Below are 13,603 nucleotides of genomic sequence, written 5' to 3'. Positions count from 1 at the left end.
ATACTATGTTTTTTTGCTGTACACAAGGTTAACAGATTCTATGTAATCTTCCTCAATTGCATCCAGTCGTTTCTGATACAATCGGAAGAAAAAATCCGGAACTTTTACAGATTCCTCGCGGGTGGAATAAATATCATCCTGGATATCTCTGAGCTCGGTAATTTCAATATTTTTTTCAGATTGAATGACTACATCCAGGTGTTCTGACAGCCTCTTTCTTTTTTCAATGGCATTTGAATGACCTCTTATCATTGTAAAGAAGTGAATGTAAAAGGATAAAATGGAGAAATAGATTGAGAAAATGGTTAAGCCATCTACATTCATGGCGATCAATAACACCCACAGGGCAATTGTGTATATGGTGAGGAATGCTGCCAGCCAGAACCTGAAGGCCTTTCTAAGTTCAATATCCCAGCTCGTATTTGAATGCTGCAATACAGCTACAGCTATTGGATGAGGAATCAGATGGGAAAGATTAGGGGAGTACCAGTCCTTGATATCTTCTCCTTTGTATTGTAAAGATAATTTAGACACTTCTGTATGATCCGATTTCCTGAGGGTGGATTTCCAGGGAAGCATGAATAAACGCGTATCAAATTCTTCTTTAAGAATTGCCCCTTTTGAAGTATTTCCTTTAAAAGTATTCGTCAGTAATTGAACAAGTACCGTTAGCAAAAAGGAACAACCAAATAAGACTAATTTAACGTGTTCATCCCCGATCAGGACGTAGGACACCGGATAGGCAAATGCCAATAAAACCAGGAAGTAGGTTATCTTCATTTCTCCTGATTTGGCTTTTGAATAAGCTACGGTTGAGGCCCGTAGCAACTTGATCATCTCGGGATCATTTTGTTGTTTAAGGATTTCATTCTGCATCATCGAATGATTCTAGTTTTTAACAATTTCAGCAGTAATTGTAATGAGCTTCTCTACCAGATCTATATAATTTTTTTGTTCAATTGTCGACAAATATTTCAGTAATGCATGAATAACTTTCAGCTTTTCCGCCTTTAATTCAGCGGCTTCTAAGGCTTCTTCAAACAGGTTTATAATTTCTTCTTCCGGTTTTTCTTGTTTTATGGAATAATTTGCAAGAAAAAGATAATATGCATAATTAAATTTTATTTCATTTTTATAGAATTTGAGTTCTTCTTCGAGTAATTCCAGCTTTTCATTGAACAGAAGATTATTGAAATAGAATACCAGGTGGTCCTGCATTTCTTTTTCATTTTGTTCTTGTTGAAATAGTGAAATGGCTTCCTTTAGAAAAACGCATCCCTCTTCAGCTCTTGCGATAACCTGGTTTGAGAGGGTTTTTCCAAGGCGACTGATGATTTTTAGTGACTTTGGGAATTTCTCATTTAATTTAAACAGGAAAGGTAAAATGGAGTGATATGCTTTATGTTGGATCGCCAGATAAGTATATTTTTCATAAAGCCTGATCTCATCTGATTCGAGTCGCAGAATTTCATCCAGATTCTCAATAATTGAATGAAAAGATTTTTTTTGATTTTTGAATCCTGTAAGCTGAGGAGGCTGCAGGGATTTCTCATAATATTTATTTGCTTTAGCCTTATCAGGTTCAAAGAAAAGATAGATCTGCAAAAGGTTCAGGGCTGCCCATTTGTTTTGTGGGTCGGCAGATAAGGATTGTTTGCATCTGTCAATTGCTTCCTTGTATAGCTCGTTCTCCCGATAGGTGATCGCAAGTTCATTAATGATTCTGACATTATCTTTTTCGACTTTTAGCCCCTTTAGAAAAATATCTATAGCTTCCTGCTTTAAGCCGGCTTCTCTATAAGTAATTCCCAATTCATTATAAAGTGGCAATTGCTTTGGGTCAATCGCAAGAGCCTTCAGGATTATATTGATCGCATTCTGGTTTTGTCCTATTTCCCGGTAGGTGATGCCTAGCTCATTATAGAAATGGGTTTGATCCGGTTTAATCCGGATTGCTTTCTTAAATGTGTTTATAGCCAGTTGGTTCTGCCCCATTTGACGATATGTTCTCCCCAACTCATTATATGAGGGTAATGAATCATTATTAATATTGGATTGCCTGTAGAAAAGTATCAATGGCAAGCTGATATTTCCCCGATTCACGATAGGTGATCCCCAGTTCATTCAATAAAACAACATCCCCCGGACTTTTTTCCAGTCCTTTCTGAAAAGTAAGGATGGCCTTCTGATCCTGGTGGTTATATCTATAAGTCATTCCTAACTCATTGTAATAGGGTAAATAGTTAGGATAGATTTCCAGCAGGCTGCTATAGTTACGGATGGTGTTCTGCAAAGATTGTTCAATAATAGATTTTACATCTCTGTCACGAAATTTTAAAAACATTCGTTGCCCAAAAAATTCCAGGTCCCTTTTCCCGACTTTCTTATAATGAAGAATGATAGAATCTGCCAGATCCCAATCCAGTTTTTTGCTTTCCTTTAATTTTTCTTCAAAATAGTTGCCGATTTTTCGATGGACTTCTTCTTTATTATTAAGTTTCTCATAGGCGTAGTCCTTGATCATTGCATGAGAACTGTATTTGCCTTCCCCGTCATTGTTAATGAACTTCCTGCGATTAACCAGGGAATTGAAAATTTCAATTTTGAAGGATGGCAACTTGCGAATTACATCGAAGGCTGAAAACCCGAAGAGTGCGCTGAATTCACAGAGCAGGTTGATTTCTCCAATCCCGGCTTTATTAAAAATATTATCCAATAGCCTTTCACTAAACCTTTTACCCTCTTCATCCAGCTCTGCTTCAAATTTGGGGAGGTCATTCAAAATATCATCCAATTTATCACCAAAATCTGCGAGGCGGATAATCAGATGGCCTCCAAGGGGGTATCCCTGGGCCTTATCAAATATTTTATCCAGTTCCGCATCCGAAAAAGTTCTTTTATTCTCAGTGGAAATGTAAGCATACATGGCTTGCTTGAAAGGTTCCCTTTTTAATGCCGGCAGTTGCAGGTGATAAACTTTTTGTTTTTCAATTTCCTTTGGAACCGCGCGGGAAATCAATAGCAACTTTCCCGCCGGAAGGCATGCTAAATCGGGGAGTAATTCTCTTACATCAACATCAATAATTTCATAAAAGTCATCAATGATCAGGAATATTTCTTCTGAGGTAAACTCTTCAAGGAATCGATTGCAAATCTCTTTATTGCTGACTAATTCAACCGGGAATCGCAGGTTGCAGGCTTTAAACAGATCTTTTAACTCAAAGTTCCTGTCAGCTTTTACCCAATAAAACGTTCTCCCGATCGCATTTTTTTCAAGGCAAATGGAGAGTAAATGTGATTTACCCATTCCCCCAACGCCATACAGTAAAAGGAAATGATGACTATCATCCATGATAAAATCATCCACAAATTTTATATCCTCTTCACGGCCGAAATACTCGCCTTCAAATTTCTGATAATAAGGTTTGGCAACTTTTTTCCTTGTTCTTGCCAGGATGAATTCGATGAAGGGGGTGAAATTATTTTTTAATTCATGCTCCAGGCTGAATTGTTTAGAAGTCCCGATGTGTGATACAAATTCAGAAATTGTACTGATTACCTGGTGTAAAAGGTTTACATCATGCCTGAAAGGTAGCCTGCCATGCCCCAGCGAGTGGCTGAAATCTATTGCTTCAGAGAGCTCCTTTTCCTTATCGGACCAGTATTGTTCCAGCTCATTGATGATCGCAGGCCTCCTCAGGGTATCATATATTTCATGATTATCAGACAAGACCAGTGGAAAAATTCTTTCTTGTATATCCCCCCTGTTGATCATATGGGCTGCTTCAATGAGGCAATTTAAACGCTGGAGGTATCTCTTCCCAACGATTGGAATAACAATGCCTCCATAACCTATAACCTTAAAAAAATCGGGGAGCGATTGGTGATAATCAAGATGTGTTTTATCCAGGACCAGGTTAAATCCATAGTCTGAAAGGGCTTTACATAACCCCATTACCGCAATTGTCTCTTCAGACTCATCGGAAATGCCCCAGGCATACGAGATATAAATAGTGCTTTTCACAAGTAGGTTCTTAATTGGTATGATGAAAAACTGATAACTGTTGAGAACATAAGCCCCATTCCATAGAATTAACAGGAATGAAAAGTATTCTCAATGCATTTGTGCCGGTATCCATTGTATGAAGAAATAGAGAATCTAAGTTATGATTGTTTCTTAGATAAACTAATGTTTGATAAAGATTCAGGATTAGTTTTTATACTGAAATGGAATTTGTTTGCAAAATGCTGAAGTTGCTACATGTTGCATAACTCATTCTGATCAGCTTTGCTGTCAACCCCTGAGTTTAAAGGTAATGATCCTGTGGGTCAAAGTTTGACTGACCGGAGAGTTTATTCCGCACTTACTAGTTCAGAAATGGTTGATCTGAAATAGTTTGCCACTCAATATAAGTAGCATCCTTCTCTGAAATGTCAAACCTGCCATTGGGAATGCATCTGCATGGTCCTTCTGACGGAGTTCTGCCTCCAGATACCCGCCATTCTGAATGGGCCTGAGCCATATCTCCATCATTTTTTCATTCATCGGATCACCCGGGAATAACTTTCCTAAGGGTCAAAACTGATGATATAAGAATGCCTGTGATGGAAGGCGGCAATCCCTGTTTTTATTTAAACGGCCATTTTGATATTGGCTGCTCCGATAGTGCCTGTTACGGTCTTATCGCCGTTTATCCGGATAGATATTTGAATGGAATCCGTATTTCATTTTTCGGTTCCGTTCTTACGGTTACCTTGCTTTTAGCCCGTACCCATTGCCCGGTATACGATTCTGGAACCTGCCAGCTTTGCAGCTAAAGATGATCAGGGTTAACAGGGTAAAAGATAGGATGAAACTTTCATATTATTTTATGATTTCTGTTTTCAACCAGAAATGAGTAAATGAAAAGTATGATTTATAGGGCCAGCCTGGATACTGTACCTGCTAATACTGCCATTTCTTTATTATCCCCTAAACTTTGGACCCTTATCTTCTTATTCCATCTCAATAAATACCTCGATCCCCGATTGAACTCCGGCAGGGATTACAGGATGTTCCTGAGGTATTCCGTTAACCAGGAATGCTTTTATCTTTTGTCCGTTCCCTGTAATTTCCACACTTAGCTTCGAATGCCTGTAGGTTAAATCGGTCAGCTTCAGGTAATGAACTTTTTCAGGTAAACAAGGGGCGAATCTTAGGCTATTATTATTGAATCTCATACCTGCCAATCCATGAATGATCATATTCAGGTAGGCTGTTGCCGACCAGGTCTGCAAGCGGCAGGAATTCCAGTGATGGTTGGGCTTATCCGATCCCATTGCCTGATAACCTCCATCAGGTTTCCTGGTATATGGGTTGTATATTTCCCAGAATTCATAATTGCCTTTGTCTTCATCAAGGGCAAGACTTGTCAGGCTGCTCAGTTCTTTATTAAAAAGCAGTGATATTATCAGCAATGATGCATGCTTTGGCAAAAATCCATTCGCCATAGGCCAGATAATATTGTTGTGCCTGCCGGTTGTGTGGCTGAATAACGGGAAAATCCGGTACAGGCAGGGAATCCCAAAGGCGGAAATATTTGCATGCCTGATAAGTTCATAAGCCTGTGAGGGATTCAATACCCCGAAAATAATGGCAAATGAATATCCCATAGCTTCCTTGGTATTGATGAACCTTTCGGAATGATCCATCATGTAATTTAACTTATGTTCCGCTCATTATAAAAAGACTTTAAAATGGCCGACTTCAGCTTATCACCCTTAATTGTAAACTCTTGGATGAGTTGAGCATCTTCATTCAGAATGACCGCCATCTCTGTAAGGGCATGATAAGCTCCGTAATAAAGGCAGTTGGTGCTTAAACATTTGATATCAGCAGCATGATGATCAAGTACATAGGAAGAGAAATTGTTTTTATCAAATACCGGTTCCGGATACCCGGCGATTCCATCGGCAAATACCGCCGGGCCGGTAAACAACCCGGATTCCTTATCAAAAGCCTGCAATTCAAGTTGATGAAGGGTGTTTTCTGAGCATCGGTAGGCTTGTTTGAGAAAGTCTGGATCACCGGTGATATAATAATGATTTAATGCTGATACAGTCCAGAGGATCTTATCCCAGTATTGATGAGCAATGGTATCCTTATTCAGGGTTACACTCCAGAGTGATCTTTCTAGCCACACTGGGGTAAAGGAGACTAACAGCATTCCATGAATTTATTGCAATGTCTCTTGTCCATTCCCTCCATAATCACCTCCCGGCAGCCAGAATTCCCCGCCTTACATTGATCTCCACAGTATTTATGAATGGTTGCTGCATCCCTAATTTGAAGGTTGTCACATTGTATGCTTTGTGAATAAACCCCACTTAAAAATATATTAAACAGTAGTAAGAAGGCAATTTTCCTCATTTGAATTAATTGGTTGATTTTTCCCGGTTATTGAGATAGTATTTCTTCCAAACTTGAAATAGGTCAAGGGATGCAGGACTGGGGGGCGATTATCCCTATTCCGTAATGCTGATCTTTTGTACCTGGTAATCCTTGTAGTTAAAGGTCATGAGGCTGAATATAATGGAATGGTCGGGTTGCAGAATTCCTGTCCGGGGAATTGGCATTGGCGAATCCTTATCCTCCTTCTTTCTGAAAATACTTTTTTGTTCTTTGCCGTTCGCATCCAGGCGGGCAATGTATGAATTACCCACGTCAATATTTTTAAACATACCATCAGATGCTTCAAAAGAGTTGTAAATGAAATAAAGGTTGCCATTTTTCTCAATACTGGAATATGAATTATAGGTATCAGTATTCAGCCAGTATTGTCGCTTATGCAACTTGTCGATCCGGGTAATCTGGTTTTCGCTGTTCAAATTAACCACATACAGGTCATTATGCATATGTATGGCACTGTAGATTGTCATATTTCCGCTTCTCTCTGTTTTTGTCCCTCCAATGTATTGTTCAGCAATAAAATACCTGTCGCCGTTGCCTTTGGTTTTTACCTTATCCAGTATGTATGCAAATGGATCCCATTCCTGTTTGTTATCAATGCTTCTCCTGAAACGTTTTAACTCAGTCGGGTCAAGGTCCTGGCTGATAAGTTCCTTGCTCATTTCTTTGGTACTCAGTCCAGTCATCTGTTTGGTCGTAAGGTCATAAGCGAAAGTAAATCCACCTTCCACACTTATTTTTTCACTCTTTGCATACATCCCAAAGCAAAATATAGAGTTATTTCCCGCGGGGGTAAAACTCAGGCTACGGATAAATTTTCCGGGTATGGATAATGGGTGAATATCCGCATTTTGGTCGTTAGCCGTATACTTATATAACTCATAGCTGTAATTGGGTTTATCTGTGTAATAGACATCATTCGAAAAGAACCCCCGATCCTTGAAATGAGCAGCATCATAATAATTTTCCTTATCAGCATAGTGCTTCCCTAAAAGGTAAACATTGCCTCCTCATTATCAACCCTGAACCTGTCGTATTCAAATACTCCTCCCGCAAATTTGGCAGTAACATTCAGGTTCTTCCATAACAGTTCATTTCCTGGTTGAAGACATACATGCCAGTATTTAAAGTCTCATTCTTTTTGCTCAGCAGGGTATAAAATACCAGCACTTTTGAACTGTCGGCAGATATCTCGTAATGAAAGATTGTATTATTATATTTATGCAGACTGCCATAGTCGAGTTCCCCGATAAGCTTGATATTAGGGACAAGCTGGAGGGTGTTGAAATTGAAATTTTGTGCGAACAGGTAATGCTTTTTGTCTTTTGTATTCTGAAATGAAGAAAACACAATACACTCATCCTTGAGTCGCAGAACACCCTCGCAGGTTAGCTCTTTCTTATCCTGTTTCAGCTCAATTTCGGCGCGTTTAACCAGGTTGAGATTCTTGTCGAATTTGCCAATGTAAAAATTCTCAGTTGAGCCCACGCTTACCTGGTTAAACACAGCTATAAATGGATGGTAAAGGAAATAGGAATAGCCATTAAGATTTCCCAGGCTGGAGATATCCACTGTACGTTCAGTGATTTTATCACGCAGGAGTTTGCCTGAAGTCAGTTAAAACCGATTTGCTGGGCATTAACAAAGCCAGCAATGCAAAGAGCCATCAAAAAGGTGGAGATTTTTTTCATCTGATAATATATTTATATTTTCTTAAAGCATGAAACCTGTATGAATGACAACAGGGACCATAAATCGGGTTCCATTATCGGGATAAACGGTTTCCGCAATGATGAAGTTGTCTTTATAGTATCTGAAACCAAAGCCGGCCTCAAATCCCAGCATCCATTTTCGCACAATGGCACGTTGGTAACCTATTTTAACACAGGCAAAGTCGTAAATGGTTTTTTCTTCAAAAAAGCTGACCCCTGACTGCAATCCGAAATACATCCGTTCAGGGAAGGTGTGCTTAAATACTTTAATGGTTCCGCTGAATGCCAGTCCGTATCCTGATTCGCCTATGGGCATGGGATCTTCGGTATATAACCAGTTCTGACGTTTGACTGAAACAGGGGCTGCACTTAATTCCAGTGAAAATTTCTTGCTGAATCCATACTCAAAAATCAGTGGTAAAGCTCCATTGATCGGATCAAATCCAATTTTCAGGTTCAGTTTACTGTTGGAGGCTCCTCCGTCGTTCAGATATTTTGAGATGTTCTGTGATTGGGCCAGGTAGCTCGCAATCGTAAGGAATATAACCAGGATAATGCTATTAGATCTCATAAATGAATTGTTTTAAAGATGAAGAAACGAGTTGAATATTAATGTAGAAGAATGTATAATTGGGATGTAGTTCTATTGGTATTTGGTTAGTTTCCGGGCAGAGAATCCTTTCTTAATGTTTTTCCTACAAACTTATGGAAGTAGATTGATTTTTCGCATCATTCCATTGAAATTGAAATTAAAAAATAATAGATGAAATTGAGATGAAGATTCAATAATATATGGCAATTCTTGTTTAAGAATTGAATCTCCCGAAAAGTATCAAATGTGTTTTTAGTTTCGGAAAACTGTTTATTGAGTGTTCTCAGAATATGGATCATCACAGATCGGTCTTTTCCCGTCATCTATTTCAAATCATCAGGATGAGGAAAATGAAAAAGAAAGGTAAGAACGAATACTATTATTCACTTACTCTTTCAATACAGGTGCAACATAAATCCTATCTTCGGTTTTCGGCTTTTATCAGGTAGAATCCACTCTTAAGGCGGCTCAGGTCCATTAATTGTTCTTCAGCATGAATATTCTCTCTCATCACTTCCCTGCCCTTGTATATCTATAATACTCAGGATTCCAACTGAAATGTGGGAAGGGTAATTTAACTATTATTTCACCCTTGTTGGATTTGGGAATGACTTCAGTCGGTTTTGTATCCTTGGGGGACTGTCTATTCCTACACTTCCATTCATCAGTTTTCATTATGGTTCCTGCTTCACCCACCGCATAACCTAGTTTCCAAGGTGTGGGAAAGTGTACGATAACAAATCATAGGTTGAAGTTGATACCTGTTTATTCCATTGCATACCGGCATTTGAAGTGTGTAAAAATAATTCCATCCGGTCCAACTGCAAAAGCATTTGTGGAATCAGTAAATAAGCAGCATCTAGCCAGCCGGAATTAATCTGTTCCAAACCATGCCAGCTGGCGCCGCTATCGTGGGTATAATTAATCACAGAGTAGGAATACATTTTTGTGCCTAGCTTTCCTCCCCAACAATCCCGTCGATTTGCCTGTAAAACAAACATCATTCAGAGGTGCCGTTAAAGGGGTTCCATATATTTATATCCCAGCTTAATCCACTATCCTCGATTGAAAATGCTCATGTCAAGGGGGGATCCTACCAGGTACACTGTATTTGTGTCAATGATACTTATCGCCCGCTGGGCACTGGTGTATAGGTCCAGCTTAACCTTCCATCCACTGTTTTCCCTCTTCTTAAAATCTGATCGTGAAACGTAGCCTGTGAAGGCATCAGCGAAATGGAGGGCATTCGGTCGACTCAGGTCCCTGTATTAAGCAATTCCCAGCTGTCACCTGCAGTTATGGTCTTCAGTGATTACTCCATCATTCCCGCAGCTACCCTGTGTTAGAATAATAAAAAAACAGCATTCAGTGAACTGACTGTACCGCATCCTGCCACTACCCACCGGGAAGTGCCATCTATGGTTTTGGCAGCGTACCTGCTCGCCGTAGATGAAACCCGGTTTGTTCATCTGTAAAAATATTGATTTCAGAGTGTTTAGTTCCGGAATCTCTGCAATACCCATTGGAGTATTAACCTTCCAATAAGAAAAACAATACTTAGAGGATAAAACTTTTCACATCAAACAACTTCAGTATTTAAGACAATTGAAAGTCATTATACCTCATAGGATCAGTTATTTATTCTCATTCTAATCAGTTCCTGTCAATAAGTCGGATTGCAAAACTGCCATGAATGAGTATAATCTCCTAAATTATTTTTTAATTTTTTTATAACTTATTTGCCGCCAATTTGCTGGTAAGTATTGACATAGGTACACCTGCAGGACCATAAGCCCATTGTCCTGCTCTGGTAAATTGAAGGTATAGGTGTTAGAACTGAACGATCTTGAGATTTGAATTTTATTTACAACTGGCATATTTTTTGAAATGACCAGCCAACAATAGCTCCTTCCAGAACTGCCTACCTGTTTTCTAATGCTCTGCGGTGTAAAAGAAAAGCGGCTATGATTTTATCTTTTAGCATAGGGTAAATAGAATCAGTGCATTACATCAATAAATATGATTTTCCATTTCAACGGTAAACTGGATCAATCCAGCCTGCTTTTTGAATCTCTCTGAATAAGTCATATTCCGCAAGTAAGCTTATAATAATGCCTGCTTTACTTCAGGTGGAACCATTGCCGGATCTTTTAAGTCCGGGGAATGGAAATTTACAGGTATTCAATTTGGATAAATTTGTCAAGCCAGGTAATTATTTGTTCTTTTTAATGCTTCTTGTACTCCTAAGCAAGTCATATAGTTCTTTCCGTGTGTTTTGCCTAATCCTGTTTTTGATGGTGAAAGAAATGCCCATGAGCACTCGCACTGAAATTTTCATGGCACATCTACTTCAAGAAATAAGGAAAAACAGAATTTCCACTTGGTTTGCCAGCATTCTGCTTCCCATTTCACTAAATCTGGCTTTGATATCTGGAGACAAGCCTTGTTTTTGGCTTCATGTTATATAGTGTTTCAAATCAGTAGCCTATATAAGATGATTATATCTGTAACTGATGTTTGTTTTGATCAATAACAATACATTTATCAGCCCTTATCAACGATTTGTGAAATTTGCCTTTTAAGTTCTCCTCCACATTCTGATATTTGCCTTTCAATGCCCGAAAGCCAACTCTCCTTTTGGATAGAAATAATCCAGGTATAAGGAAAAATAACTCAATGCAAAAAAAGGCAGGTGTATTTTTAAAGAAATGCTGTGGAAACTACATCCCTGAGGGCAGGGCTTTTTATAATAGTTTCTTAAATAATCCTCCCACCGCATGTCTTATTCGGTTAATCTTCTTCCCTACGGTTAAGAAACATGAATTTCGGCAGCCAGGGTAAAAGTGTTTTAAACAAAAAATTTTTATTGCTATCAGGTCTTTAACTATGACTTTCGCAGCTATAGAGTACATTCATGTGTTTCTTATTATTTTTCTAGATTTTAATTACCCTATCAATCTCACTTACTTTCTTCTTGTGGAAATACCTTACATGTATTCCCGTATTTATGTAAATCATTTAAGGTTTCTATATTAATAACCTCATTTTCTACACCTTCAGAAACAGGACTTTTAACAACTTCAAGCTGAATGCCTAAATCCTTTAGCAAGAAGCGAAAAATAATGCCTGCATCTTCTAAAGTTCTTTACTCCAGCTTCAAACAAACCATCATTGAAAAACGAACTTTACCAGGCCTCCAAATCTACCTATTTTTTCAATCAGCAATACTTTTTGTCCTGAACGCGCAAGGCCACTGCTGATAAAGGTTTGCAATGCCACCACTCAAACTGAAGGCCGTATTGTATGTATGATCAGGCAAACTCTTTTCTTCCATATACTTCAATTAACTCTTTTCATTATATGTCGTTGCTATTTCATTTTTCAAATTCTGGCAATCCGACACTGCAATGATCTCGCTTTTTACTTCTGCAATCCTGCTAATTGCATGCTTTTGTTCCATAGTCTCAATGGCAACTTCCTTGTCCAAAGCAGGAGGAGCAGGCTCTTCCTCTGTAAGTTAAATTAAAAATTTACAACTAACCTTTTCAATCTTTCTCAGAAACCTCCAAGATAGTACAATGCCTCAGCTGAAATTTCCTGGAGATTTTAATGTTTTAATAAAAATTTTTTTAAAACCAACGATATACAGGTCATTTTCTTTTCCTGTATCTGTTTTCACTGCACCAGGATGCATCGTATTTATGGTTACTCCAGAATTTTGTATTGCCCATCAAAAATGATCATCGATAATAGTTGCGCGGCTTTTGCTGAGCTTGCTAGCTTAAACCTGAATACCTGTGATTTTCCTGTAATTCAGACTAATATCAATCCTTATTCCCAGGCTGCAAAACGATGTCCTCGGAGCCAACCATTATAATTCTGGCTTTTCCTGTGACTTCCAACTTATCCTGCAATAGAAAATTAACGCTATAAAGGTTGATAGTAGTGAACCACAAACACTCCTTCTAGTCCGTCGGCAGTTATTTCTTTTGTAAGGTAAACACCATTGTGGATAAGCATCATTAGAAGTCTTCATTTCAGTAAGTTCCTGAGCAACCCGCTTAATATCACTCAAACTGCTTAAATCTGCAATTTTGTAGTCGCAATGAACCTCTCAAACCATTCTCGATCCTCCTGGCTAGGCTTCTTGATTTCTGAATATTTCTGATTAATACATAAAATATTTGCTCTTTATGATGCGTATTTTCTGACAGTATAGTAGCCAATTCCTCCTGAGGTGGTCCTGCTCATACCAATAGCTTTATTTTTAAAACTTTTAATGCAAATTTTTGGGTCTGAACGATTATTCCTGATCATGGCAAACATTGTTAAATTCATTGATATTGTTTTAATATTGCAATTTTTTTATTCATAAGCGTTCCTCATCCAAACTTTCATCATAAATCTTCTGTAAACTTCGCCACTGTCCCGAATATTGTCAAAACTGCCGCCCCATAAATCGTAATAATCCCGGCTGCTCAGTAATTTTGCCTTTCTTCATTAATAGTCAAACCGACTTCGTGCCAAAACAAAATAGAACTTGGATATTTTTAAAACTAAGAGTCATTTTAACCCAACAAATACAGTATTTCTTTCCATGAAACCCGGACAATTTCTCATCTTCTGTATTCTTGAACGTTGGGTCAGAATGTTTTATCACCTTCGTAAACGCTTTCGATTCCATGTACTTCCTGGATCGAAACCCTGGAATATATATTATTGTCATAAATGTGGGAGAATGTGCGACCAATCAGGTTTACCTGCTGTATTAGCGTTTGTGACCACAGCTCTTTTACTGTGTCAATTGTAAAGTTATTTTTACGTTAAGTATATCTTGATTTACGGGATCAG

11 protein-coding genes are annotated in these 13,603 nt (G+C 38.4%); all 11 read right to left on the bottom strand.

Annotation, left to right across the window (positions count from 1 at the left end):
- Window positions 1–3 precede the first annotated feature (3 nt).
- Window positions 4–837 carry a hypothetical protein gene (locus IPH84_17210; protein MBK7174919.1) on the bottom strand — a complete coding sequence of 278 codons (834 nt, stop codon included), beginning with the start codon at window positions 835–837 and terminating at the stop codon, window positions 4–6.
- A gap of 51 nt (window positions 838–888) precedes the next feature.
- Window positions 889–1,995: a hypothetical protein gene (locus IPH84_17205; GenBank protein ID MBK7174918.1), complete on the bottom strand. Its 1,107-nt coding sequence runs from the start codon at window positions 1,993–1,995 to the stop codon at window positions 889–891.
- 49 nt (window positions 1,996–2,044) lie between these two features.
- Window positions 2,045–4,024 carry a toll/interleukin-1 receptor domain-containing protein gene (locus IPH84_17200; GenBank protein MBK7174917.1) on the bottom strand — a complete coding sequence of 660 codons (1,980 nt, stop codon included), beginning with the start codon at window positions 4,022–4,024 and terminating at the stop codon, window positions 2,045–2,047.
- 348 nt (window positions 4,025–4,372) lie between these two features.
- Window positions 4,373–4,546 (bottom strand): hypothetical protein, encoded by a 174-nt coding sequence (locus IPH84_17195; GenBank protein MBK7174916.1) that lies wholly within the window; start codon window positions 4,544–4,546, stop codon window positions 4,373–4,375.
- 449 nt (window positions 4,547–4,995) lie between these two features.
- Window positions 4,996–5,691, bottom strand: a complete 696-nt coding sequence (locus IPH84_17190) for a hypothetical protein (GenBank protein ID MBK7174915.1) — start codon at window positions 5,689–5,691, stop codon at window positions 4,996–4,998.
- A gap of 8 nt (window positions 5,692–5,699) precedes the next feature.
- Complete coding sequence (locus IPH84_17185) at window positions 5,700–6,206, bottom strand: hypothetical protein (GenBank protein ID MBK7174914.1); 507 nt, start codon at window positions 6,204–6,206, stop codon at window positions 5,700–5,702.
- Between the two features lie 298 nt (window positions 6,207–6,504).
- On the bottom strand, window positions 6,505–7,206 hold the full coding sequence (locus tag IPH84_17180) for a hypothetical protein (protein MBK7174913.1): 702 nt from the start codon (window positions 7,204–7,206) through the stop codon (window positions 6,505–6,507).
- Between the two features lie 313 nt (window positions 7,207–7,519).
- Window positions 7,520–8,020 (bottom strand): hypothetical protein, encoded by a 501-nt coding sequence (locus IPH84_17175; protein ID MBK7174912.1) that lies wholly within the window; start codon window positions 8,018–8,020, stop codon window positions 7,520–7,522.
- 141 nt (window positions 8,021–8,161) lie between these two features.
- Window positions 8,162–8,731, bottom strand: a complete 570-nt coding sequence (locus tag IPH84_17170) for a hypothetical protein (protein MBK7174911.1) — start codon at window positions 8,729–8,731, stop codon at window positions 8,162–8,164.
- 725 nt (window positions 8,732–9,456) lie between these two features.
- Window positions 9,457–9,696, bottom strand: coding sequence for a hypothetical protein (locus tag IPH84_17165; protein MBK7174910.1), 240 nt, complete (start codon window positions 9,694–9,696; stop codon window positions 9,457–9,459).
- Window positions 9,697–12,943: 3,247 nt separating this feature from the next.
- Entirely contained in the window at window positions 12,944–13,090 is a 147-nt protein-coding gene (locus IPH84_17160) for a hypothetical protein (protein ID MBK7174909.1), read from the bottom strand.
- Window positions 13,091–13,603 lie beyond the last annotated feature (513 nt).

Source organism: Bacteroidales bacterium (assembly GCA_016707785.1).
Lineage (GTDB): Bacteria > Bacteroidota > Bacteroidia > Bacteroidales > UBA4417 > UBA4417.
The sequence above is the reverse complement of the archived record's forward strand: the minus strand, read 5'-3'. Positions and strand labels throughout refer to the sequence as shown.